A 23,794-nucleotide genomic window follows, 5' to 3' on the forward strand; every position below is an offset into this window, starting at 1 on the left:
TCCCGCTCCTTCCCTCAGTAAACGCGCGGCTTGGGCGGGAAGACCTGAACCTCGTTGGTGAGGGTCCGCATCTTCACGTCACGGTAGTCGAGGCTGATCTTGTACTTGTCGTCCATGCGGGCAAGGGTGTGCTTCATCCAGTTCGCGTCGTCGCGCTCCGGATAATCCTCATGCGCATGGGCACCACGGCTCTCGTGCCGCGCCTCGGCGCCGACCACGGTGGTCAGCGCGTTGCCGATCAGGTTGTCCAGCTCCAGCGCCTCGACCAGGTCGCTGTTCCAGATCAGGCTGCGGTCGGCGATGCGGATGTCCGAATAGCCGGCGGCCACCTTCTCCATCTTCTCCACGCCTTCCTTCAGCAGGTCGGAGGTGCGGAAGACGGCGGCATGGGTCTGCATGGTGCGCTGCATCTGCAGGCGCAGATCGGCCACCGAGGTGCCGCCCTTGGCGTGGCGGACGCGGTCCAGCCGGTCCAGCGCGGCCTCGCCGGCCTTGGGCGGCAGCGGCGCCTGGGTGGCACCGGGCTTGATCGTCTCGGCGGCGCGCAGCGCGGCGGCGCGGCCGAACACCACCAGGTCGAGCAGCGAGTTGGTGCCGAGGCGGTTGGCGCCGTGCACCGAGACGGAGGCCGCCTCGCCCACCGCCATCAGGCCGGGCACCACCCGGTCCTGGTCGGTGCCGGTCGCCGCCAGCACCTCGCAGTGGATGTTCGTCGGGATGCCGCCCATGTTGTAGTGGACGGTCGGGAGCATCGGGATCGGCTCCTTCGTCACGTCCACGCCGGCGAAGATCTTCGCCGTCTCGGAGATGCCGGGCAGCCGCTCATGCAGCAGGTCGGCGCCGAGATGCTCGAGGTGCAGGTGGATGTGGTCCTTGTGCGGGCCGACGCCCCGCCCCTCGCGGATCTCCATCGACATGGCGCGGCTGACGACGTCGCGCGAGGCGAGGTCCTTCGCCGTCGGCGCGTAGCGCTCCATGAAGCGCTCGCCCTCGGAGTTGGTCAGGTAGCCGCCCTCGCCGCGGGCGCCCTCGGTGACGAGGCAGCCCGAGCCGTAGATGCCGGTGGGGTGGAACTGGACGAACTCATTGTCCTGCAGCGGCAGGCCGGCGCGCAGCACCATGCCGCCGCCATCGCCCGTGCAGGTGTGGGCGGAGGTGCAGGAGAAGTAGGCGCGGCCATAGCCGCCGGTGGCCAGCACCACGGTCTGGGCACGGAAGCGGTGGAGGCTGCCATCCTCCAGGTTCCAGGCCATGACGCCGCGGCAGGCGCCGTCCTCCATGATCAGGTCGAGCGCGAAATACTCGATGAAGAACTCGCATTGGTGCTTCAGCGACTGCTGGTAGAGCGTGTGCAGGATGGCATGGCCCGTGCGGTCGGCCGCGGCGCAGGCGCGCATGGCCGGGGTCTTGCCGTAGTTCTGCATGTGCCCGCCGAAGGGGCGCTGGTAGATGCGGCCATCCTCGGTGCGGCTGAAGGGCACGCCGAAGTGCTCCAGCTCGATGATGGCCGGCACCGCCTCGCGGCACATGTACTCGATGGCGTCCTGGTCTCCCAGCCAGTCCGACCCCTTGACGGTGTCGTACATGTGCCAGCGCCAGTCATCCTCGCCCATGTTGCCGAGGGCCGCGCCGACTCCGCCCTGCGCCGCCACGGTGTGGCTGCGGGTCGGGAAGACCTTGGTGATGCAGGCGGTTTTCAGCCCCGCCGCACCCATCCCGAAGGTGGCGCGCAGCCCGGCACCACCGGCGCCCACGACGACGACGTCGTAGGTGTGGTCCACCACGCGGTAGGCGCCCGAGGAGGGCATGGTGATCGCGTTCATCGTCCCGATCCGTCCGTCACTTGCGCAGCGGGCACAGGGAGCCGCCGCCTTTCCAGAAAGCACTCAGCGTGAAGATGGGCGGGAGTGGCGCCTTGCCACCCCCCGCCGCTGGCTCAGATCGCGATCTTCAGCACGGCCACGGCGGCCAGCACGCCGAACAGCGCGCAGGCGGCCTTCACCGCCAGGATCACCGCCATGCGCACCATCTCGCTGCGCGTGTAGTCCTCGATCACCACCTGCATGCCCGAGGCGGCGTGCTGGAAGGCGAGGCCGATGGACAGCAGCAGCAGCGTGGCGTTCAGCGGGTGGGCGATCCACGCCACAACCTCGGCGTATTCCTTGCCGCCCATGGTGGCGACCGAGAGGATGAACCACAGCATCAGCGGCAGCAGCGCCACCGAGCTGACGCGCTGGATCCACCAATGGTGCGAGCCCTGCTTGGCGGAGCCGAGGCCACGGACGCGGCCGAGCGGCGACTGCAGGGGAACGCGGGTCGGGGTGTCGCTCATGTGCCGCTCCTCAGCCCCAGGCGATGATGACGATGAACCAGGTCAGCACCGTCAGCACCGCAGTGCCGATCAGCACGGCCCGGCCGGTGCGGTAGGTGGTCGGCAGGTCGTAGCCATAGCCCGCGTCCCACATCAGGTGACGCACGCCGCCCAGGGTGTGGAACCACGCCACGGCCGTCATGCCGAACAGGATGAGGATGCCGAGGAAGGAGGAGAAGAACCACTGCGCCGTGGCGAAGGCCCGCGGGCCGGCCGCAGCCGCCACCAGCCACCACACCAGGAAGAGCAGGCCGACCGTCCAGGCGATGCCGGTCGCGCGGTTCGCGATCGACAGGCCGCTGGTGATCTGCATCATGTCATAGACCTGCAGGTGCGGGGACAGGGGGCGCCTCACCGGCGTCCCGTCCGTGCGGCGCCCCACCATGGTCGCCTCGCGCGCGTCTTTCGTACTGGCCATGGACCGATCCCGCTCCGCCTATTCTGAAACGCTCCCGGCCCGGCCTGGGCAAGCGGCCGGGGGGAAGCGGTGGAACCTTTTATGGTGCGCCGCCATGCAGCGTCAACGCGCCCACCCCGCCCATGCCACGGTGCGGTAAAATTGCGGGTTAACGTTTTCGCCTTTTCATCCGCGATGCCCGGCCATGGCGGGGCTGGGCAAGACACGCCGGATAGCCACGGTCGTCTTTGTCCGACTCGGTGCCCAATGCGGGTGGCGGAAGGGCAGAAAAGGTCCGGCGGCTCCCGCAGGGAGCCGCCGCGGCAGGGTCAGTAGCCGTAATAGCCGCCACGGGGCGGGCGGCGGTCATAATAGGGGTCGACCGGCCGCTCCGGCGTGGTCACGGCGCCGCCCACGGCCCCCAGGGCGCCCCCGATCAGCGCGCCGGTGCCGGCATTGCCGCTCAGCGAGCCGATGCCCGCGCCGGCGCCGGCGCCCAGCGCGCCAGCGCCCAGGGCGCGCTGGCCCGGGCTGTAGGGGTCGGTGCAGGCCGCCAGACCAAGCGCCAGCCCGGCCGCCAGCCCGACGCGCATCAGGGTCTTCCGCATGATGAATCCTCCTGGCTTGAACAACACCTGGAGGTTCCGCCCGGATGCCGGACAAAGATGCGGCGGCAACGTGGCCGTGCCGCCGCAATCCCATACTTTCGCGTGATGCGCCCGGCGGGGGCGGCGCCTCAGGCCGCCTGCTTCTCCAGCAGGCCCTGGCGCACCAGCTCCTCGGCGATCTGCACGGCGTTCAGCGCCGCGCCCTTGCGCAGATTGTCGGCCACGCACCAGAAGGCCAGGCCGTTCGGCACGGTGGGATCGGCGCGCAGGCGGGAGACGAAGACCGGGTCCTCGCCGGCGATCTCCACCTGGGTGGCGTAGCCGCCATCCTCGCGGTGGTCGAGCACGGTGATGCCCGGCGCCTCGCGCAGCGCCGCCCAGGCCTGGTTCACCGTGATCGGCCGCTCGAACTCCACATGCACCGCCTCGCCATGGCCGATGAAGGCGGGCACGCGGACGCAGGTGGCCACCACCTGGATGTCGGGGTCGAGGATCTTGCGGGTCTCGACCGCCATCTTCCACTCCTCCTTGGTGGCCCCGTCGTCCATGAACTTGTCGATGTGCGGGATGCAGTTGAAGGCGATGGGCTTGGTGAACACCTCGGGCGTGGCCGCGTCGTTGACGAAGACGCCGCGGGTCTGGGTGAACAGCTCGTCCATCGCCTCCTTCCCCGCGCCGGAAACCGACTGGTAGGTGGCCACGACCACGCGCCGCACCGTGGCGATCTCGTGCAGCGGCTTCAGCGCCACCACCATCTGGATGGTGGAGCAGTTGGGATTGGCGATGATGTTGCGCCGGCGGAAGCCTTTCAGCGCCTGCGGGTTCACCTCCGGCACCACCAGCGGCACGTCGTGGTCCATGCGGAACTGGCTGGTGTTGTCGATCACCACGCAGCCCGCCGCCGCCGCGCGCGGCGCATGGATGGCGGAGACCGAGGCGCCGGGCGAGAACAGGGCGATATCGGTGCCGGCGAAGTCGAACTTCTCCAGGTTCTGCACCTTCAGCACGCCCTTCTCGCCGAAGGACACCTCCTGGCCCGCCGAGCGGCCCGAGGCGAGGGCGATGACCTCGCTGACGGGGAAGTCCCGCTCCGCGAGGGTCTTGAGGATCTCGCGCCCCACATTGCCGGTGGCGCCGACGACCGCGACCCGGTAGCCCATGGTGTCCATCCCCCTGAAATCGGTGCCCTGCAATCGTTCGCGGGCGAAAAAGCGGGCTGGCTTAGCGCCGGCGCGCGGGGCGGCGCAACTGTTTTGCACCCGCCTCCCCGCGCGCGCCCCGCCCCGCTCAGGCCCGCACCGCCTGCAGGAAGCTGTCGGAGCGGCTGCGCAGGGCGCTGGCCTGGCCGGACAGCTCGCGCGCCGCCTCCAGCACATGCCCGGCCGAGCCGCCGGTCTCCGCCGCCGCCATCCGCACGCTCCCGATGCGGGAGCTGACGGTGCCGGTGGCCTCCGCCACCTGCGCGGCGGCACGCGCGATCTCCTGCGTCGCCGCCCCCTGCTCCTCCACCGCGGCGGCAATGGCGGTGGCGATGCCGTTGGTCCGTTCCACCGTGCTGCCGATGCCGCGGATCGCCTCCACCGCGCGGCTGGTGGCGGCCTGCATCTCGGCGATCTGGCTGCTGATCTCCTCGGTGGCGCGGGCGGTCTGCCCGGCCAGGTTCTTCACCTCGGACGCCACCACGGCGAAGCCCTTGCCCGCCTCCCCCGCCCGCGCCGCCTCGATCGTGGCATTCAGCGCCAGCAGGTTGGTCTGCCCGGCGATGTCGCCGATCAGCTTCACCACGTCGCCGATGCGCGCCGCCGCCTCGGTCAGGCTGCGCATGGTGGCGTCGGTGGCCTGCGCCTCGGCCACCGCCTGCTGCGTTACCCCCGCCGCCTCGGAAACCCGCCGGGTGATCTCGACGATCGAGGCCGCCATCTCCTCCGCCGCCGCCGCCACCGCCTGAACGTCCGAGTTGGCGCGGCTGGCCGCGTCGGCCACGGTGCTGGCCTCCTCCTGCGACTGGCGGGCGGTGGCGGTGAGCCGGCCGGCCGCCTCCTGCATCTCCCCGGCCCGGGTGACGAAGGTCTCCACCACCGATTTGACGTCGGCCTCGAAGGTGTCGGCCAGCCGGGCCTGCTCGGTCACCATGGTCCAGACCAGCATCGGCCCGACATAGGCGCCGGAAGGGTCGCGGATGGCGCTGACATTGAGCTCCATCGTCTCGCCGCCCGCGGTGATGCGGGCGCGGTAGGGCAGGCGCGAGCCATCGGCCATCAGGGCGCGCTGGCGGGCCGGGTCGCGGTGGAAGATGTCGAAGCTCTTGCCCAGCACCTCCTCCGGCCGGCAGGGCAGGAGGTGGGCGATGCGGTCCTTGAGCACCCCGCGCATCGCCGCGTTCATGTAGTTGATGCGGAAATCGTCGCGCGGATCGGCGGTGACGATGGCGATCGGCAGCTGCTCCATCATCTGCTTCTGGAGGTAGGATTGCCGCATGTGGACGCGCAGCGCCTCGGCCGCCGAGGCGATGGCGCCGATCTCGTCCCGCCGGTGCTGCTCCGGCACGGGCTGCGCCGCCTCCCCGGCGGTGATCCGCCCCAGCGCCGCCGCCAGCCGCCGCATCGGCGCCCCCACCAGCCGGCCCATCCCCCAGGCCGAGAGCAGAAGCACCAGCACCACGGCGCCGCCGGTCCACTGCCCGCCCTGCCGCAGCGACAGGAGATCCTCCTGCAGCGCCACCTCGGTGCGCCGCGCCGTGGCGGCCAGTGCCTCGCTCAGCCCGTCCATCTGGCGGTCGATCGAGACGCGCACCGCCACCGCCTCCTGCACCATGGCCTGCCGGCGCAGATTCAGCGCCGCCACATCCGCGGCCAGGGTTCCCATGCGCTCCGCCAGGCCGGAAAGCTGCCGCAGATCCGCCGCCAGCCCCGCATCGCGCAGGCCGGGCAGGCTACGCTCAAGCCCTTGCCGGTGCGCCTCGATCTGCGCCACGGCCTGCCGCATCCGCTGCAGCGGCGCGTCCTCGTCGGTGATCAGGTGGTGCTGCACGGCGTTGCGCAGTTCGCCGGCCGCCATGTGGAGAGACTGCAGGCGGTCGCGCAGCGCGCCGCGCTCCTCCCCCGGCAGGGCCGCGTACTCGACCATGCCGAGGGCGGGCTCCAACTGCCTGCCATAGGCGCGGAAGGCGGGGAAAAGCTGCTGGTCGCGCGCCTCCAGCAGATCCCGGCGCAGCCGCGCCAGCTCCATGGCCAGGGTCCGGTAGCGCTCCAGCAGCATCTGCGCCTCGGCCCTCTTCGGGTCGCCCTGGCCGCCCTGGCCCAGCAGGCGGCGCGCCTCGGCGAGCCACTGCTCCAGCTCCCGCGTGGCCCCCTCCACGGCTGCGGGCGACTGCGCGGCGATGGCGCTGCGGGTGGCGATTCCCGCGCGCGCCAGCGCGAAACGCACCTCCCGCAACGCGGCATCGGCCTCGGCGGCGACTTTGAGCGTCTGGCTTTCCTGCGCCACGGCGGACAGCCCCGCATCACTGCGGGCCACCAGCAGCCCCAGCAGGCCAATCGCCAACAGAGCCGAAAGGAGCAGCTTCTGTGCGACGGGCAGGTTCAGCAGTATGCGCATTGGCGGCCCTCCAGCGTCTGGTTCGGCCGCAGAATGCCCCGCCAGGCTTAAGGCCTTGTGAAACGCCACTGTTTCAGCCCGCCGCCCGCCCTCCCCCGCCGCGCCGTGCCGCCGCCCTCAGGCTGCCACGAGCTTGTCCGGCAGGTTGATGCCCTTCTCGCGGAAGTAGCGCGCCGCGCCGGGATGGAAGGGCAGGAAGCCGTTCTTGGCGGCATTGGCCGGCACCGTCTCGCGCGCCGCCGCGATCGCCTGCACCAGCTGCGCGTTGCCGTCCATCACCGCCTTGACGATGGCATAGACCAGGCCCTCGTCCAGACTGCGATGCGCGATGGCGAAGTTGAACATGCCGACCACCCGCAGATCGCGCCCGGCGGTGCGGTAGGTGCTGGCCGGGATGGTGCCGGGGGAGAGCTCGGGCAGCGCCGCCGTCAGCTTCGCCACCTCCGCCTCGGTGAAGTCGAGGAACACCACATCGCCCTGCGTCTCGGCCTCGCTGAAGGAGGGCACGGGGATGCCGGAGGCGAAGAGGTAGGCATCCAGCAGCCCGTCCTGCAGCTGCCCCGCCATGTCGGAGCCGGAGCCGTAGCGCACCGCCCCCGGCTTGTAGCCCAGCGTGCTCATGATGATGGGGAAGTAGGTGCCGGGCGTGCCCCCGCGCGGGCCGACGCCGATGTTCTTGCCCTCCAGCTGCGCGAAGCGGGTGATGCCGCTGCGCTTCAGCGCGATGCCGTGGAAGGGCGTGTCATACATCGGGAACAGCGCGCGGATCTCGCGGAACTGCTTGCCCTGGGTCCAGTCGCCCTTGCCTTCCCAGGCCTGCAGCGCCACGCCCATGGTGGTCATGGCGATCTCCACCTCCTTGCGCTCCACCAGCAGGATGTTCTGGTTCGGCCCCTGGGTGGTCCGGTAGGAGATGGCGACCCCCGTCGCCGCCTGCGCCATCTGCCCCCAGGCCGGGCCGTAGAGCGCGTAGGTGCCGCCCGGCGCCGCCGTGCCCATGGTGAGCGCGCGCGGCCAGCCGGCCTGCTTGGGCTGCGCCGCCGCCAGGCGTGGCGCCAGCACCGGCAGCGTGGCCGCCAGCGCGCCGGCGAAGAGCATCTCGCGTCGTTGCATCGGTCTTCCTTCCCTGTCCGCGGCGGCCGCGGCCGCCGTCCTGGCCCGGCCCCGATCATGCCGCCGGGTGTGGCCGGGGAGCAGCGTGCCGCAGCGCGCCACACAAAGGAAGCACCACGATCGCCCCCCCTTGCGGCGCGGCGCGGGGGGCGTAGATCAGGCGGCGTGCTGCACATCATCAAGCTCTGCGTCGGCCCGCGCGACGTGGCCTCCCTCCGCGCCGCGCAGGAGCGGCGCGCCCGCCTCGACCCGCCGCTCCGCCACCTCACCCGCATGCAGCCCAAGCGGGCGGAGGAGGTGCTGGCGGGCGGCTCGCTCTACTGGGTGGTGGCCGGCTTCGCCTGCGTCCGCCAGCGCATCCTCGACATCCGCACCGAGGCGGCGGAGGACGGCACGGCGTACGCCGCCCTGGTGCTGGACCCGGCGCTGGTGGCGGTGGCAGCACGGCCGGTGAAGGCCTTCCAGGGCTGGCGCTACCTGGCGCCCGAGGCCGCGCCGCCCGACATCGCCGCCCGCCCCGACGGCGCGGCGGATGACGGCATCGCCGCCCTGCCCGAGGCGCTGCGGCGCGAGTTGCAGCTGCTCTGCCTGCTCTGAAGGCAAACACTTCATTACGGTGAATTCAGCGCCGGCCCATCCTGGCGAGAGGCCAGCTTGCGCAGCCTGTTGGCTGAGGGGCGTGCTTCCCTCGCCATCAGGAATCCACCGCAATGCTCCGCTCGTTCCGCCTCCTGCTCGCGGCCTTCGCCCTGGCCGCACCGCTGGCCCTGACCGCCCTTTCCGGCACCGCCGAGGCCCGCGCCCCGCGTGGCCAGGCCGTCACGGCAGGTACCCAGGCACAGCCGGCGGCGGCGCGCCAGCACACCCGCCGCCACAGCGCGCGCAGCACCACCCGCCAGCGCCAGCACGCCAGCGCCGTCAAGCGCACCCAGCGCCAGCAGGCCGCCCGCGCCCGCCGCGCCGCCCGCACGGCCGGCTGAGCAGGGCGCCCGGATTCGGCGGCGGCCTTATTTCCCGGCAGGCCGCCGTCCGATCAGCCAGCCCTTCCGGGGGCCGGCTGTTGGGCCGGCCGGCTCGTCCGGCCGGCCCATTTTTTCAGGTGGGGTCCTGCTTCCAGGCAGGGTCCTGCGCCGGGTCCCTGGGCTGCGGCTGCGCCCAGTCCTCCAGGGAAGGCTCCACGGGCCGTGGCGGCAGCACCGGCGGCGGCGCCGAGACCTCCGCCTCCAGCAGCGCCAGCAGCCCCTCCAGCAGCAGGGTCGGGCTGGGCGGGCAGCCGGGGATCAGCAGGTCCACCGGCACGACCTGACCGACGCCGCCCTCCTCCACCGCCGGGCTGCCCTGGAACACGCCGCCATCCACCGCGCAGTCGCCCACCGCCACCACCCATTTCGGGTCGGGCATGGCGGCATGGGTGCGCAGCAGGGCCTCGTTCATGTTGCGCGCGGCCGGCCCGGTGACGAGCAGCACATCGGCGTGGCGCGGCGAGGCGACGAAGCGCAGCCCGAACCGCTCCAGGTCGTAGGCCACGCCGGAGAGGGCGTTCACCTCCAGCTCGCAGCCATTGCAGGAGCCGGCATCGACATGGCGGATCGCCAGGCTGCGGCCGAGGCGGCCGCGCGCCATGGCGTCCAGCCGCTCCACCAGGGCGGCGACGATCTCGGGCGTGCTCTCCGGCGGCGGGTCGGTCAGCGGGCGGCGGAACACGGTGCGCGCCAGATCGGCGAGCAGCGGGCGGGGCCAGGGCATCTGTCAGTCTCCCTGCCGGGGCGGGGTCACAGGTCCACCCCGCTGTAGGAGGCGTTGAAGGATTTGTTGCAGAGCGGGAAGTCGGCCACGATGTCGCCCTCCACCGCCGCCTCCAGCAGCGGCCAGTGCAGCCAGGAGGGATCGCGCGGGAAGATGGCGCGGATCAGCCCCGCCTCGTCCAGCGCCATCCAGCACAGCACCTCGCCGCGGAAGCCCTCCACCACGCCGACCCCCTCCCCCGCCCGGGCGGGAATGGGCAGCAGCGTCTCGCCCGCCTCCAGCCGCGCCAGCAGGGCGGCCACCATGGCCAGGCTCTCGGCCAGCTCGTCGAGGCGGATCTGCAGCCGCGCCTCCACATCGCCCGCCTGGCGCAGCGGCACGGTGAAGCCGAGGCGGTCATAGGGCGCGTAGGGCATGTCCCGCCGTGCGTCGAAATCCCGCCCCGAGGCGCGGCCGACATAGCCGCCGGCGGCGAAGCCCGCCGCCAGGCCAGGGCGCAGCGTGCCGGTGCCGGCCAGCCGGTCCTGCAGGCTGGCATGGCCTTCGATCGCGCGGCGCAGCGCCGGCAGCCCGGCCACCACCGCCGCCAGCGCGGCCAGAATCGCCTCCGGCCCGCTCGGCGCGATGTCGATGGAGACGCCGCCCGGCACCACGCGGTCCATCATCAGCCGGTGGCCGAAGGCGGCGTCCGCCGCGCGCAGCACACGCTCGCGCAGCAGGCCGCAGCGGGCATGCGGCCAGGCGAAGGCGGCGTCGTTGCAGAGAAAGCCGATATCGTTGAGGTGGTTGGCGATGCGCTCCAGCTCCGCCATCACGCCGCGCAGCAGGGTGGCGCGTGGCGGCGGCGTGACGCCGGTGGCGGCCTCGGCGGCGGCGGCGAAGGCCCAGGCATGCGCCACGGTGGAATCGCCCGAGAGCCGCGCCGCCAGCCGCGCCGCCAGCCGGGGCGACTTGCCCCGCATCAGCCCCAGCACGCCCTTGTGCGCGTAGCCCAGACGCGTCTCCAGCCGGACGATGGTCTCGCCCTGCACATGGAAGCGGAAATGCCCCGGCTCGATCACGCCCGCATGCACGGGCCCGACCGGGATCTGGTGCACCCCCTCCCCCTCGGCGGGCAGGAAGGCGGGCTGCGGCAGCTCGCCCACCGGCGGGCTGGGCGACTTGCCGAGCGGGGCGTGGAGCGGCCACACGCCGTGGTCCAGCCAGGGGCGGGAATCCACCGCCCCCTCGGCGCGCAGCCCCCAGAGATCGGCCACCATGCGCTCGAAGCGGCTGGCGGCGGGGCGGGCGGGGGAGAGGGCGGCATAGCGGCCGCCCGTGGCATCGGCCGTGGCCAGCAGCGGCGGGCCGCCCCCGGCATGGCGGAAGGCGGCGTGCACCCGCTCGGCCTCGCCCCACAGGCCCAGGAATTCCAGCTCCGGCTCCTGCCGCAGCGCGGCGGGCAGCGCCGCCCAGCCGCCCTCGTCCAGCCGCCAGCGCAAGGGCGAACGGCGGGTGCCGGACTGGATCAGGCGGGTGGCGGGGCCATTCATGGCGCGAACCTCGCGGGGGTCATCCGGCGATCCTCGCGGCCTCGGCCAGCAGGGCGGCGAGCGGCGCGGGCAGCGCCATCCCCAGCGCCAGCGCCAGCAGCAGGTGGAGCTGCGCCGGGGCCAGCACCGCCCATTCGCCAAGCGCGGGCGGCGGGGCGCCGGGCGCGTCGGCCGTGGCCGGGCCGAAGCAGAGATCCTGCAGGGTGCGCAGCAGCGCCAGCGCCGCCACCAGCAGGCCGAGGCCGAGCGGCAGGGCCAGCCAGGGCAGCCGCGCCACGCTCTGCTGCGCCATCAGGAACTCGCTGGCGAAGAGGGAGAAGGGCGGCAGCCCGGCGGTGGCGAGGATGGCGAGCGCCAGCGTCCAGCCCAGCACCGGATGGGAGAGGTTCAGCCCGCCGATGGCGGCGAGGCGCTGCCCGCCCTTCAGCACGATGGCGCGGCCAAGGGCGAAGAACAGGGCGCTCTTGACCAGCGAATGGCCGAGCATGTGCAGCAGCCCCGCCATCGCCGCCGGCCCGCCCAGCCCGAAGGCGAAGGCGGCGAGGCCCATATGCTCGATGCTGCTCCAGGCGAAGAGGCGCCGCGCATCCCGCCGCCGCCACAGCGCGAAGGCGGCCAGCAGCAGCGAGGCGAGGCCCATCGCCACCATCAGCGCGCCGGGCGGCAGCGGCCCGGGGTTCAGCGCCACGATGGCCTTGGCGCGCAGGATGGCGTGCAACGCCGCGTTCAGCAGCAGGCCGGAGAGCACGGCGGAGATCGCCATCGGCCCCTCGGCATGGGCATCGGGCAGCCAGGAATGCAGCGGCACCAGCCCCGCCTTGGTGCCGTAGCCCACCAGCAGGAAGACGAAGGCGAGCGTCATCAGCGCCGGATCGGCCTCCCGCGCCACGCGGCCGAGGGCGGCAATGGAGAGGGAGGCGGCACCACCCCCGGTGAGCGGCTGCGCCGCCAGCGCCAGCACGATGGTGCCGAACAGCGCCAGCCCGATGCCGACGCCGCACAGCATCAGGAACTTCCAGGCCGCCTCGATGGCGGCGGGGGTGCGGTGCAGCGCCACCATCAGCACGCTGGCCAGCGTGGCCAGCTCGATCGCCACCCACATCAGGCCGAGATTGTCGGCCAGCAGCGCCAGGTGGTTGGCGCCGAGGAAAAGCTGGAAGGCGGCGTGGTAGGCCCGCCCGGCGCGCGGGCCGAAGCCCTCCGCCGGCAGGGTGGCGGCCGAGAACACCGCCGTGGTGAGGCCGACCAGCCCCGAGAGCAGCAGCAGCGGCAGGTTCAGCGCGTCGAGATGCAGCAGCCCCTCGACCTCGCGCGGCAGGGCGAGCAGCGCCAGCGCCAGCAGGAAGCCGCCGGCCGAGAAGCCGATATTGGCCAGCGCCGCCACGGGCTGGCGGGGGATCGCGGCCAGCACCACCGCGCCCAGGAAGGGCAGCAGCACCAGGAGGGCGGGGTGCATCATGCGCCCTCCCCCTCCCGCTCGCCGCGATGCGCGTGCAGGGCGGAGACGTCGAGGCTGGCGAGGCTCTCGCGCAGGCGGAAGACGAAGAAGCCGGCAACGGCGGCCAGCATCAGCACCAGCGCGGCGGTGGACAGCTCCAGCACCAGCGGCATGCCCCGCACGCCGGAGGCGGCCAGCACCAGCCCGTTCTCCAGGCTGAGCAGCCCCACCAGCTGGCTGATGGCGTTGTGCCGCGTGATCATCATCAGCATGCCGAGCAGCACCACGGAAAGGGCCAGCGCCAGATCCTCCCGCGCCTGAAGGCCGGCGCCGGCGGTGGCCGGCAGCACCACCATCAGCGCCAGCGCCACCAGTGCGACGCCCGCCACCATGCTGGCGCCGATGCCGAGCGCCGGCTCCACCGCGCGCTGCACCGCGAGATGGCGGACAAGGCGGCGCAGCGCCAGCGGCAGCAGCACCGCCTGCGCCACCGCCGCCAGCAGCGCGGTGAGGTAGAGGCCCGGCGCCCCCTGCGCCCAGCCCTGCCACGCCACGGCCAGCGCCAGCAGCGCCCCCTGCGCGGCGAAGGCGGCGATGACGCCGGAAAGGCGCCGCTGGTAGAGCAGCACGAAGGAGAACAGCAGCACGCCGCCGCCCAGCAGGTGCGCCATGTCGTAGGAAAGCTGGCCGAAGCCCATGCCGCGCGCCCTTCAGGCCAGGCCGGTGGAGAGGAACAGGAGCACCACCCCGAGCAGCGCCAGCAGCAGCGCCGCGCCGAGGAACTCCGGCACGCGGAAGACGCGCATCTTGGCGATCGCCGTCTCGAACACCGCCAGCGCCACCGCCAGCAGGCCGAGCTTCAGCGCCCAGGCGGCGAGGCCCAGCAGCCAGCCGAGCGGCCCGGCCTCGGCCGGCGCCGTGCCGAAGGGCAGGAACACCGCCGCCAGCAGCGCCAGCCACAGGGCGAGGCGCAGCGCCCCCTGCATCTCCCACAGGGCGAGGTGGCGGCCGGAGGCCTCCAGCAGCATCGCCTCGTGCACCATGGTGAGTTCGAGGTGGGTGGCGGGGTTGTCCACCGGCAGGCGGCCATTCTCGGCCAGAGCCACGGCGAGCAGCGCCAGCAGCGCCAGGCCCAGCGAGACACGCAGCCCCACCGCCCCCTCCTGCAGCACGGCGCCGATGCCATCGAGGCTGGTGGTGCCGGCCAGCATGGCGAGCACCATCACCGCCAGCACGAAGGCCGGCTCGGCGAGACTGGCGAAACTCATCTCGCGCGCGGCGCCGAGGCCGCCGAAGGCGGTGCCGGCATCCATCCCCGCCAGGGCCAGGGCGAAGCGCGAGACCGCCAGCAGGCCGCCGATCAGGATCAGGTCGCCCATCGGCGCCAGCGCCATGCCGCGGGCGAAGCCGGGCACCATCAGCGCCGCCGCCAGCGTCGCCGCCAGCGCCACATAGGGCGCGGCGGCGGTGACGGGGGAGGCGCCCTCGGCCAGCACCGGCTGCTTGCGCAGCAGCTTCCGCAGGTCCCGCCAGGGCTGGAAGGGGTGCGCGCCGCGCCGGCCGAGCAGCCGCGCCTTGAGCCAGCGCACCACCCCCACCAGCAGCGGCGCCAGGGCCAGCAGCAGCGCCGCGTGCAGCAATTGCGTGACGATGGCGGGGAACAGCATCAGCGCGCCCCCCCGCCCGGCAGCAGCGCCAGCAGCAGGAGCAGCAGCACCAGCGTGCCGAAGCCCAGCATCAGCAATCGCCGCAGGCTGAGGTCCCGCAGCCGCTCCGCCGCCACCGAGAGCCGCTCGCGCAGGGCCACCAGGGGGGCGAGCAGGCGTCCCGGCAGCGGGTCGTGGAAGCCGCTCTCCAGCCGGGCGGGGGCGGTGTCGCCGGGGGGCGGCCTGTGCACCGCCTCATGCGCCGCCAGCAGGCGGCCGCCCAGCATCCGCCGCAGCGGCTGGGCGAAGCCATCGGCGCCGGGCTGGGTGGCGGGGTCGCCGAAGGGTAGGTGCGGCGGCGGCGCCTGGAAGCCGCCATCCCAGGCCGGGCCGCGCCGCGCGGGCTGCGGCGAGAGGCGCCGGCAGAGCCACACCAGCCCCGCCCCCAGCAGGCCGAGCAGCACCGCCAGCGGCAGCGGCGCGTAGTCCGCACCCTGCACCGAGGGGCTGACCGAGAGCGGCGCCGCCTCCGGCAGGCCGGGATGGCCGCTGAGCGCGCCGATGGCCCCCGCCCCCAGCATCAGCAGCGGCCCGGGCAGCAGGCCGATCAGCACCGCCAGCCCGGCGAGGCCGGCCAGGGCGGCGCGCACCAGCGGCGGCGCATCCTGCGCGCCGAGGGTGCGGGGGCCGCGCGGGCGGCCGAGGAAGGCCAGCCCCCAGAAGCGCAGCATGGCCGCCGCGCCCAGCGCCGCCGCCAGCGCGGCGAGCGCGGTGCAGGCGGCCACCAGCACCTGGAAGCCCAGCTCCCCCACCCGCCAGGCGCCGAGCAGCGCCTGCAGCAGCAGCCACTCCCCCGCGAAGCCGGAGAGCGGCGGCAGCGCCGCGGCGGCAGCGGCGCCGACCAGCGCGCAGAGCGCCACCGCCGGCATGGCGTGGACCAGGGCGCCCAGGCTGTCGAGCCGGCGGGAGCCGGCGGCGTGCTGCACCTCGGCCGCCACCAGGAAGAGGAGGGTCTTGAACAGGCCATGCGCCAGGGCGTGCAGCAGCGCCGCCGCCGCCGCCAGCGCCGCCAGCGGACCGAGATCGGCCGCGCGCAGCGTGGCGGCGAGGCCGAGCCCCAGCGTGACCAGCCCGACATGCTCGATGGTGGAGCAGGCCAGCAGGACCTTGGTGTCCCGCTCCTGCCCGGCGCGCAGCGCGCCCAGCACGGCGGAGGCGGCGCCCATCACCATCAGCGGCACGCCCCACCAGAGCGGTTGGCCGAGCCCGCCGAGATCGAGCAGCAGCCGCGCCATGACATAGAGCGCCACCTTGGTCATCACGCCCGAGAGCAGCGCCGAGACCGGCCCCGGCGCCACCGGGTGGGCCAGCGGCAGCCAGCCATGCAGCGGCACCAGCCCCGCCTTGGCCCCCGCCCCGGCCAGCACCAGCGCCAGCACCGCCACCGCCGCCCAGCCCTGCGGCGGCGCGGCGCGCAGCCCGGCGAAGGAGAGGTCGCCCGCCAGCCCGCCCATCAGCCCCACCGCCGGCACCAGGCAGGCGGCGGCGAACAGCGCGAAGCCCAGGTATTGCCGCGCCGCCGCGCGCGCCTCCGCATCGGCCGGGCTGGAGGCCACCAGCGCCCAGGAGGCGAGCGACATCAGCTCGAAGCCCAGCAGCAGGGTGAAGGCGTCGGCCGCCAGCAGGGTCAGCGCCATGCCGGCCAGGAACAGCGGCCAGGGCAGCAGCCGGCGCGGCGGCACCGCCACCTCGCGCTCCAGCGCGAACAGCCCGGCGGCCAGCCCGGCCAGGCCCAGCAGCAGCAGGAACCAGGCCGAGAGCGCGTCCAGCCCCAGGCTCAGCGGCGCCCAGGGCGGGCCGAAGGGCAGCAGCACCGGCGCCATGCCCCCCGTGGCCAGCGCCAGGATGGCGAGCAGCGCGAAGCCCGCCGAGACGGCGGCGCAGCCCCCATGCACCAGCCGGGCGATGGCAATGCCGAAGGGCGCCGGCCAGCGCCCGGCGAAGGCCCCGGCGGCAGCCAGCAGCAGCAGGAGGCAGAGGAGCAGTACGGGCGCCGCGGTCACGGCGCGCGGATGTCAGGACATGTCACGCCGGCAGGATAGGCGCCGCCCCCCGGCGCCGGAAGCGACAAAGCGGTGTGCGCCGCCGCCGCCCGGCGCCGGGGCGGGCGCGGCGGCATCTCAGAGCATCTCCAGCGGCTGCTTGCGGCGGGGCGGCGGGAAGGCGCCGTCCAGCTCGGACAGGTCCTCCGGCGTCAGCACCACCTTCCAGACATCGGCGTTCTCGCGCAGATGCGCCTCCGAGGCGGCCTTGGGGATGCTGATGACGCCCGGCTGGCGCAGCGTCCAGGCCAGTGCCACCTGGGCCGGGCTGATGCCCTGGCGCCGTGCCACCTTCTTCAGCGCCGGGTGGCCCAGCAGGTCGCCGCCCTGCCCCACGGGCGAATAGGCCATCACCGGCATCTTCAGCCGTGCCGCGTAGGGCAGCAGGTCGAACTCCACGCCGCGTGCCTCCAGATTGTAGAGCACCTGGTCCGTGGCGCATTCGGAGAGGGCGGGGCCCAGCTCCTCCAGGTCCGGGACGTCGAGGTTGGAGACGCCCCAGGCCCCGATCTTGCCCTGCTCGACCAGCCGGCGCATCGCCTCCACCGTCTCGGCCAGCGGCACGCCGCCGCGCCAGTGCAGCAGGTAGAGATCGATCCTGTCCGTGCCGAGCCGCTTCAGACTGCGCTCGCAGGCCTGCGGCAGCCGGGCGCGGGAGGCGTTCTGCGGGTAGGCCTTGCTGACCAGGAACACCTCCTGCCGCCGGCCGGCGATGGCCTCGGCCACCACCTCCTCGGCGCCGCCCTCGGCATACATCTCGGCGGTGTCGACCAGCGTCAGGCCGAGGTCGAGGCCGAGGCGCAGCACCCGCGCCTCCGCCGCGCGGTCGGCGCCGCGCTCGCCCAGGCGCCAGGTGCCCTGGCCGAGCACGGGAATGCTGCGGCCATCCGGCAGGGTGATCGTATTCATGGCAAGCTCCTCTCTGCATCCCTATGTTGCGCGACATGCGCCCCATCGCCATCCTCCCCCCGCTCGCCCTGCTGCTGGCCGGCCTCGGGCCGCTCGCCGCCGCGCCCGCCCGCGCCGCCACGGACAGCTACGGTCCCTGGATCCTGGCCTGCGCGGCGGACCCGATGACCGACCGCGCCACCTGCCGCATGACCCACAACCAGCCCGTGGAGCCGGCCACCGAGAGCCAGGGCGCCCTGGCGCTGGAGGTGGCGCCGCGGCGCGGCCGGCTGGTGCCGGTGGTGACGGCGCGCGAGCTGGGGCTGGAGAGCGCCACACGCGGCCTGCTGGCGCTGACCGGCACGGTGCAGCTCCGCTTCCCGCCCAATGCCCTGTTCGAGATGCCCTGCGGGCTGGAAGGGCGTTCCGTGGTCTGCGCCCCGCGCCCGGAGGATGCAGCCCGCGCCGCCACCGAGCTGGCCGCGGCGGACCGCGTGCTGGTGCGGGTGCTGGGGCTGGGCAGCGCCACGGCAGAGAGCGAGCCGCGCGAGCTGCCGCTCTCCGAGACCCCGGCGGCGCTGGCCGCCTTCCGCGCCCAGGCTCCGGCCGAGCAGGCCGAGGAGCCGCCGCCGCCCTTCAACCTGCGGGACATGCTGCAGCGGCTGCAGCGCTTCTTCGCGCCGAACTAGCGGACCTGCCCGCACCCGGGCGGCGCCTCAGCGGCGGGCAGGCGCCATGTCGGCCGGGGGCGGCGTGTGGCCGCGCCGGATGGCGCCTCGGCCTGGGTGGCCGCCCGGGGCGGCGTGGCGGGGGCCTCCGCGCCGGCCTGGCGCAGGAAGAGCCGCCGCGAGAGGAAGCCCGGCAGGCGCCGGCCGCTGGAACCCATGATCATCGTCGCCCTCCATCCCCGCCGGGCTCCATCTGCCCGGCGAAGGAATGAACGGACAGAGCGGCGGCCGGGTTGCCCGGCGGGCGGCGCTCAGCCGGCGTTGGGCGCCCGGCGCTGGCCGAAGCGCGCCTCCTCGGCCTTGTAGAAATACTGGCTGGCCACCCGCCACCCCTTCAGCGGCCGCAGGGGCGGAATGCAGGTGAGCAGCATGAAGGAGGGCTGGCGCTGGTGCCGGGCGGCGCCTTCGGCGAGGGCGGGCGCGGGCTGCGCATCGCCCTCGGCGCGGCGCCGGACCGGGCACCGCTGGAGGAGAGGCTGCGCGCCCTGGCGGCGCTGCTGGCGCAGGGGCCGGGCGGGATGGCGGCCGTCGTCTGAGGCGGCGCCTTCAGCGCCCCAGCCAGGCGCGCAGCCGCCCCGGCGCCTCGGCCATGGCATCCTCGGCGCCGCAATAGGAGAAGCGCAGGAAGCGGCCGCCGCGCGCCGGGTCGAAATCCACCCCCGGCGTGGCGGCGATGCCGGCCTCGGCCAGCATGCGGGCGGCGAAGGCCACGCTGTCATTGGTCAGGTGGCCGATATCGGCCCAGAGGTAGAAGGCGCCGTCCGCCGCCGCCAGCCGGTCGAACCCCGCCGCCGGCAGTCCGGCCAGCAGCCGGTCGCGGTTGCGGGCATAGGCGGCCTTGTTGCCCTCGAGCTCCTCCACCCCCTCGAAGGCGGCCTCCGCCGCCACCTGCGCCACATGCGGGGCACTGATGAACATGTTCTGCGCCAGGCACTCGACGGGGCGGATCAGGTCCTCGGGCAGCACCATCCAGCCGATGCGCCAGCCGGTCATCGAGAAGTACTTGGAGAAGCTGTTGATCACCACGGCGCTGTCGCTCAGCGCGGCGGCGGTGGTCTCGGCCATGCCGTAGGAGAGGCCGTGGTAGATCTCGTCCGAGATCAGCCGCACGCCGTTCTCGTGGCACCAGCGGGCGATGGCGCCAAGCTCCTCCGCCGAGAGCATGGTGCCCGCCGGGTTGCAGGGCGAGGCGACGATCAGCCCCTCGGGCCGCGGGTCCAGCGCCTCCAGCATGGCGATGCTGGGCTGGAAGCGGGTGGAGGCGTCGCAGGGCAGCAGCTGCGGCACCATGCCGAGGGCAGTGAGGATGTTGGCGTAGGGCGGGTAGAAGGGGGCGGCCATCGCCACCCTGTCGCCCGGGTCGAAGGCGGCGAGGAAGGCCAGCGGGAAGGCGCCCGAGGCCCCCACCGTCACCGCCACGCGGCCGGGCGCCACGGTGACCTCGTACTTGTCCTCGTAGTGCCGGGCGATGCGCTCGCGCAGGCTGCGCAGGCCAAAGGCCTCCGTGTAGCCCATCGGCGCGCCGGCCGAGAGGGCGCGCTGGGCCGCCACGACCGCGATGCGCGGGGCGCCGGTGGAGGGCTGCCCCACCTCCATGCGCAGCACCCCCGGCGCGCCCGGCGGCAGCGCGGCCGCGCGCGCATTGGCGGCGGCGATGACGTCCATCACCAGGAAGGGCGGCGCTTCCGCCCCGCGGCCCGTCTTCAACATTCCGTCTTCAACATCTGTCTCGATACTCCTGGCGCCGTCACCCCGGCGGGAGGGTGCCCGGGGAGGGCGGCACCCTCCCCGGCCTGGGCCTCAGAGCCCGCCGCCGATGGCCAGCCCCGCCCCGCGCGGGTCGGTGGCGGCGGCGCACTGGGCGGAATTGCCCGGCAGGTAGGCCGGGCAGCCGATGGCATTGGCCCGCCCCGGCTCCGGCACCCCGGCCACGGCGGCGTCGATGCCGGTGCGGTTCAGCAGGTGGCGGGCCGCCGGCAGCGCCAGCGCGATCGGCGCCGCCGCCTGCCCGGTGCCGGTGCCGGCGTAGCGGAAGGCGCGGAGATTGGCGTTGTGCGCCAGGGCGGCCGCCAGCAGCGGCGGCTCGACGCGCCCGACGCCGGGGGCGGCGGCCAGCAGGAAGCCCATCTGCGGCACCACGCGGCCGGTGCCGAACAGGTTGTTCAGCGTGAACACGCAGGAGACGGCGTTGCCGTCGCGGTCCAGCGTCATCAGCCCGGCCGAGGCCGGCAGCACCGGCGCGGCGCCGGGGAAGGCCGGCGGGCGCGCGAGCAGCGCGGCGGGGTCGGCCCCGCCCTGGCGCCAGGCATGGGAGACGGCGAGGCCGCGCTGCGAGGCGGCGTCCACCCCCTCGCCCGCCTGCAGCGCCTGGAAGGCGGCGGCGGCGGCCAGCCCGCCATCGGCCGGCGCCGGCAGGAAGGAGAGGATGTCGCTGCCCACGCTCACCTGCAGCGGCGCGGTGACGCTGGGCAGGGCCGGGCGGAGCTGCTCCACGGTCAGCGGGCCGCCGATGCCGGGGCTCGCCGCCTCCAGCCGGCGGGCCAGGGCGCCCTGGTGCAGGTCGCCCACGCCGGAGACGCGCAGCGCGCCCAGCGTGGCGCCGAGATCGGCCTGGGTCATCCGCTCGCCCTCGGCCAGCGGCCGGCCGGCGGCGTCGGCGTAGAGGGCGCGGGCGCGCGGATCGGCGAAGAGCGGGCCGGAGACGGCGGCGAGGTCCTGCGCGAAGGCGCGCGAGACGGTGGCGCCGAAGCGGGCGAGCTGCTCGGCCGGCGCCATCAATTCCTCGAAAGGCCGGCGCGGGTTGCGGGTGTGCAGGGCGAACAGGCCGCGCGCCAGCATCGGCACCGCGGCCGGGCGGTCGCCGCCGGCGGCGGTGCCGGCGGGCGGCAGGAACAGCAGCGCCTCGGTGGTGTTGCGGCTGTGGGTGTAGACGAGGCAGGCGCCGCCGGCGCCGAGCCCGGTGCGCGAGGGCAGCGTGACGGCCATGGCGAAGCCCGCCGCCACCGCCGCATCCGCCGCCGTGCCGCCGACCGAGAGCACCTCGCGCGCCACCAGCGCGGCGCGCGGCTCATCGGCCACCGCGCCGCCGAGGAAGCCGCTGACATAGCCGGGCTGGCCGGGGGCCGGTCCGCCGCCGGTCAGGCCGCTCACCGCGTTGCTCACGGTGCCGCAGCCGGCCAGCGCCAGCAGGCCCAGGGCCGCCAGCGTGGCGGGGGCGCCCCGGCGGGGCTGCGGTGCTGGCCGCTCCCGGTCGGCTCGGGCTAGAATGGCCGGCATGGGAAAGCTGCTGGCCCCGTTCCGCGCGCTGCTGCTCATGCTGGCGTTCTTCACTCCGGTGCTGGTTCCCGGGGCCGCTGCGGCCCAGGGCGGAAGAGAGGGCGGGCGGGGCGTGGTGGTGATCCGCGACGCCGAGACCGAACGCATGGTCCGCGGCTTCGCCAACCCCCTGTTCCGCGCCGCCGGGATCGACCCTGGCCGGGTGGACATCACCCTCATCCAGAACCGCGCCATAAACGCCTTCGTCACCACCGGCAACCGCATGTTCATCCACACGGGGCTCATCCTGCAGGCCGGGTCGGCCGCCGAGCTGGCCGGGGTGCTGGCGCACGAGACCGGCCACATCGCCGGCGGGCACCTCGCGCGGCTGCCGGAGGAGATGCGGATGGCGACGATCCGCTCCGTCGCCGCCATGCTGCTCGGCGCCGGGGCGGCGGTGGCCACCGGCCAGGGCGGCGCCTTCGGTGCCATCGCCCTGGGCGGGCAGAGCAGCGCCCTGGGCGGGCTCTTCGCCTTCACCCGCGGGCAGGAGCAGGCGGCCGACCAGGCCGGGCTGCACTACCTGGAGACGGTGGGCTGGTCCGCCGCGGGGCTGAAGCGCCTGCTGGAGCGGCTGCTGGACCAGGAGCTGCTCGCCGTCGGCCGGCAGGACCCGTATTTCCGCACCCACCCGCTCTCGCAGGACCGGCTGGAATTCGTGCGCGAGCAGATGCGCCGCAGCCGCAGCACCCCGGCGCTGATGCCGGCGGCGCTGGAGGGTGCCTTCGCCATGGCGAAGGCCAAGCTGCACGGCTTCCTCGACCCGCCGCAACGGGTGCTGCGGCAATACCCGGCGGAGGATTCGGGCGCGCCGGCGCGCTATGCCCGCGCCATCATGGCGTTCCGCGCGGGCCGCATCGCCGAGGCCGTGGCCGGGCTGGAGTCGCTGCTGGCCGCGCAGCCGGGCAATCCCTGGCTGCACGAGATGAAGGGGCAGGTGCTGTTCGAGGGCCACCGCGCCGCCGAGGCGCTGCCCGCCTACGCCGCCGCCGCCCGCCTCGCCCCCGCCGAGCCGCTGATCCGCACCGCCCATGCGCGGGTGATGATCGAGCTCGGCGACCCGGCCCTGCTGCCGCCCGCCGTGGCCGAGCTGGAGGCGAGTTTGGCGCTCGACCGCGACTCCGCCTTCACCTGGCGGCAGCTCGGCATCGCCCGCGGCCGGCTCGGCCAGATGCCGCTGGCCGACCTGGCCCTGGCGGAGGAGGCGATGCTGGAGGAGGATTTCCCCGCCGCCCGCTTCCTGGCCCGCCGCGCCGAGGAGGCGCTGCCCCCCAGCCCCGCCCGGCTGCGCGCCGCCGACCTGCGCAACGCCGCGCGGCGCGACAACCTGACCCCCGAGCAGCGCGCCGCCGAGCGCGAGAACGAACGACGGAGACGATAAGCCGCGTGACCCTGACGACCCGCCTCGCCCCCCGCCTCTCTCCCCGCCTCCTGGCCCTGGCCCTGTTGCCGGTCCTCATGGCGCCGCCCGCCCTGGCGCAGCCCCTCACCCCCGAGCAGCGCGGCGAGGTGGTGGAGATCCTGCGCGAGGCGCTGAAGCGCGACCCCTCCATCCTGCGCGACGCCTTCGGGGCGCTGGAGCAGGCCGAGCAGCAGGACCGCGCCGGCGCCCAGCGCGAGGCCATCCGCGCCGAGGCCGCCGCCCTGCTGCGAGACCCGGCGGACCCGGTGAAGGGCAACCCGCAGGGCGACCTCACCATCGTCGAGTTCTTCGACGCGCGCTGCGGCTACTGCAAGGCGCTGCACCCGACGATACAGGCCCTGCTGGCCGAGGACCGGCAGCTTCGCGTGGTGATGAAGGACCTGCCGATCCTCGGCCCGGCCAGCGTGGTGGCCAGCCGCGCCCTGCTGGCGGCGCAGCGCCAGGGCAAGTACGCCGCGCTGCAGGACGCGCTGATGCGGCTGCGCGGCGAGCCCACCGAGGCGGCGCTGAAGGCGGAGGCCGAGAAGCTGGGCCTGGACTGGCCCCGGCTGAAGCGCGACATGGAGGACCCCGCCATCCAGGCGCGGCTGCAGCGCAACGTGGCGCTGGCGCAGGCGCTCTCGATCCAGGGCACGCCGGCGCTGGTGATCGGCGATACGCTGGTGCCCGGCGCGGTGGACCTGCCGACGCTGCGCCAGCTGGTCGGCCAGGCGCGGCGGGAGGCCCGCCCCGGCTAGGGCGGCTCCCGGCCGGGCCGCCTCGCCGCAAGCGCCACGCCCCCGCCCGGTTGCCCATCCCGCACCTGCGTATAGAGTGCGTGCGGGAGACAGATTCAGGGGGACGAGGGTGCAAGCATCCATGCAGGCGCCGGGGCCGTGCCCTGGTTGGGA

General features: G+C 74.3%; 23 protein-coding genes. 6 read left to right on the top strand and 17 right to left on the bottom strand.

Annotation, left to right across the window (positions count from 1 at the left end; translation table 11 throughout):
• Positions 1-14 precede the first annotated feature (14 nt).
• The 7 genes from sdhA to CR165_RS07390 form a co-directional block, all read right to left on the bottom strand.
• The gene (sdhA, locus tag CR165_RS07360) at positions 15-1,823 is read right to left on the bottom strand and encodes a succinate dehydrogenase flavoprotein subunit (protein WP_109516310.1); all 1,809 of its coding nucleotides are present in this window, start codon (positions 1,821-1,823) and stop codon (positions 15-17) included.
• 113 nt (positions 1,824-1,936) lie between these two features.
• The gene (sdhD, locus tag CR165_RS07365) at positions 1,937-2,332 is read right to left on the bottom strand and encodes a succinate dehydrogenase, hydrophobic membrane anchor protein (RefSeq protein WP_109516311.1); all 396 of its coding nucleotides are present in this window, start codon (positions 2,330-2,332) and stop codon (positions 1,937-1,939) included.
• A gap of 10 nt (positions 2,333-2,342) precedes the next feature.
• Positions 2,343-2,789, bottom strand: a complete 447-nt coding sequence (gene sdhC, locus CR165_RS07370) for a succinate dehydrogenase, cytochrome b556 subunit (protein ID WP_109516312.1) — start codon at positions 2,787-2,789, stop codon at positions 2,343-2,345.
• A gap of 308 nt (positions 2,790-3,097) precedes the next feature.
• Positions 3,098-3,376: a hypothetical protein gene (locus CR165_RS07375; protein ID WP_109516313.1), complete on the bottom strand. Its 279-nt coding sequence runs from the start codon at positions 3,374-3,376 to the stop codon at positions 3,098-3,100.
• A gap of 128 nt (positions 3,377-3,504) precedes the next feature.
• Positions 3,505-4,536, bottom strand: coding sequence for an aspartate-semialdehyde dehydrogenase (locus CR165_RS07380; protein ID WP_109516417.1), 1,032 nt, complete (start codon positions 4,534-4,536; stop codon positions 3,505-3,507).
• A gap of 127 nt (positions 4,537-4,663) precedes the next feature.
• Positions 4,664-6,973 carry a methyl-accepting chemotaxis protein gene (locus tag CR165_RS07385; RefSeq protein WP_109516314.1) on the bottom strand — a complete coding sequence of 770 codons (2,310 nt, stop codon included), beginning with the start codon at positions 6,971-6,973 and terminating at the stop codon, positions 4,664-4,666.
• 117 nt (positions 6,974-7,090) lie between these two features.
• Complete coding sequence (locus tag CR165_RS07390; RefSeq protein ID WP_109516315.1) at positions 7,091-8,086, bottom strand: TAXI family TRAP transporter solute-binding subunit; 996 nt, start codon at positions 8,084-8,086, stop codon at positions 7,091-7,093.
• 165 nt (positions 8,087-8,251) lie between these two features.
• On the opposite strand from CR165_RS07390, the gene CR165_RS07395 reads away from it, so the two are divergent.
• Together CR165_RS07395 and CR165_RS07400 are read left to right on the top strand one after the other, a co-directional pair.
• On the top strand, positions 8,252-8,683 hold the full coding sequence (locus tag CR165_RS07395) for a DUF1489 family protein (RefSeq protein ID WP_109516316.1): 432 nt from the start codon (positions 8,252-8,254) through the stop codon (positions 8,681-8,683).
• A gap of 113 nt (positions 8,684-8,796) precedes the next feature.
• Positions 8,797-9,066 carry a hypothetical protein gene (locus CR165_RS07400; protein WP_109516317.1) on the top strand — a complete coding sequence of 90 codons (270 nt, stop codon included), beginning with the start codon at positions 8,797-8,799 and terminating at the stop codon, positions 9,064-9,066.
• 115 nt (positions 9,067-9,181) lie between these two features.
• Here CR165_RS07400 and CR165_RS07405 read toward each other — a convergent pair whose 3' ends face one another.
• The 7 genes from CR165_RS07405 to CR165_RS07435 form a co-directional block, all read right to left on the bottom strand.
• Positions 9,182-9,832 carry an NADH-quinone oxidoreductase subunit B family protein gene (locus CR165_RS07405; RefSeq protein ID WP_109516318.1) on the bottom strand — a complete coding sequence of 217 codons (651 nt, stop codon included), beginning with the start codon at positions 9,830-9,832 and terminating at the stop codon, positions 9,182-9,184.
• 26 nt (positions 9,833-9,858) lie between these two features.
• Positions 9,859-11,364 (bottom strand): hydrogenase large subunit, encoded by a 1,506-nt coding sequence (locus tag CR165_RS07410; protein WP_109516319.1) that lies wholly within the window; start codon positions 11,362-11,364, stop codon positions 9,859-9,861.
• A gap of 19 nt (positions 11,365-11,383) precedes the next feature.
• Positions 11,384-12,820 carry a proton-conducting transporter transmembrane domain-containing protein gene (locus CR165_RS07415; protein ID WP_245906209.1) on the bottom strand — a complete coding sequence of 479 codons (1,437 nt, stop codon included), beginning with the start codon at positions 12,818-12,820 and terminating at the stop codon, positions 11,384-11,386.
• Positions 12,820-13,500: a hydrogenase-4 component E gene (locus CR165_RS24925; RefSeq protein WP_181378038.1), complete on the bottom strand. Its 681-nt coding sequence runs from the start codon at positions 13,498-13,500 to the stop codon at positions 12,820-12,822. Before CR165_RS24925 ends, CR165_RS07415 begins: the two co-directional genes overlap by 1 nt.
• Positions 13,501-13,512: 12 nt before the next feature.
• A complete protein-coding gene (locus CR165_RS07425) occupies positions 13,513-14,469 on the bottom strand; it encodes a respiratory chain complex I subunit 1 family protein (RefSeq protein WP_109516321.1) in 957 nt (318 codons plus the stop codon).
• On the bottom strand, positions 14,469-16,511 hold the full coding sequence (locus CR165_RS07430) for a proton-conducting transporter transmembrane domain-containing protein (protein ID WP_109516322.1): 2,043 nt from the start codon (positions 16,509-16,511) through the stop codon (positions 14,469-14,471). Before CR165_RS07430 ends, CR165_RS07425 begins: the two co-directional genes overlap by 1 nt.
• 117 nt (positions 16,512-16,628) lie before the next feature.
• Complete coding sequence (locus CR165_RS07435; RefSeq protein ID WP_109516323.1) at positions 16,629-17,459, bottom strand: aldo/keto reductase; 831 nt, start codon at positions 17,457-17,459, stop codon at positions 16,629-16,631.
• A gap of 35 nt (positions 17,460-17,494) precedes the next feature.
• On the opposite strand from CR165_RS07435, the gene CR165_RS07440 reads away from it, so the two are divergent.
• Positions 17,495-18,127, top strand: a complete 633-nt coding sequence (locus CR165_RS07440; protein ID WP_146201848.1) for a hypothetical protein — start codon at positions 17,495-17,497, stop codon at positions 18,125-18,127.
• Here CR165_RS07440 and CR165_RS07445 read toward each other — a convergent pair.
• The gene (locus CR165_RS07445; protein WP_109516325.1) at positions 18,124-18,330 is read right to left on the bottom strand and encodes a hypothetical protein; all 207 of its coding nucleotides are present in this window, start codon (positions 18,328-18,330) and stop codon (positions 18,124-18,126) included. The two genes, CR165_RS07440 and CR165_RS07445, sit on opposite strands and share 4 nt — an antisense overlap.
• 225 nt (positions 18,331-18,555) lie before the next feature.
• Here CR165_RS07445 and CR165_RS24930 point away from each other — a divergent pair, with 225 nt between their 5' ends.
• On the top strand, positions 18,556-18,702 hold the full coding sequence (locus CR165_RS24930) for a hypothetical protein (RefSeq protein WP_181378051.1): 147 nt from the start codon (positions 18,556-18,558) through the stop codon (positions 18,700-18,702).
• A gap of 10 nt (positions 18,703-18,712) precedes the next feature.
• On the opposite strand, the gene CR165_RS07455 is transcribed toward CR165_RS24930, so the two are convergent.
• Together CR165_RS07455 and CR165_RS07465 are read right to left on the bottom strand one after the other, a co-directional pair.
• Positions 18,713-19,876, bottom strand: a complete 1,164-nt coding sequence (locus CR165_RS07455; RefSeq protein WP_109516327.1) for a pyridoxal phosphate-dependent aminotransferase — start codon at positions 19,874-19,876, stop codon at positions 18,713-18,715.
• A 90-nt stretch (positions 19,877-19,966) separates the two neighbouring features.
• On the bottom strand, positions 19,967-21,442 hold the full coding sequence (locus CR165_RS07465; protein ID WP_181378039.1) for a gamma-glutamyltransferase: 1,476 nt from the start codon (positions 21,440-21,442) through the stop codon (positions 19,967-19,969).
• Here CR165_RS07465 and CR165_RS07470 point away from each other — a divergent pair.
• On the top strand, positions 21,441-22,862 hold the full coding sequence (locus CR165_RS07470) for a M48 family metalloprotease (protein WP_181378040.1): 1,422 nt from the start codon (positions 21,441-21,443) through the stop codon (positions 22,860-22,862). The two genes, CR165_RS07465 and CR165_RS07470, sit on opposite strands and share 2 nt — an antisense overlap.
• Before the next feature lie 5 nt (positions 22,863-22,867).
• Positions 22,868-23,641 carry a DsbA family protein gene (locus CR165_RS07475; protein WP_245906211.1) on the top strand — a complete coding sequence of 258 codons (774 nt, stop codon included), beginning with the start codon at positions 22,868-22,870 and terminating at the stop codon, positions 23,639-23,641.
• Positions 23,642-23,794: the final 153 nt, after the last annotated feature.

Source organism: Teichococcus aestuarii (assembly GCF_003116135.1).
GTDB lineage: Bacteria > Pseudomonadota > Alphaproteobacteria > Acetobacterales > Acetobacteraceae > Pseudoroseomonas > Pseudoroseomonas aestuarii.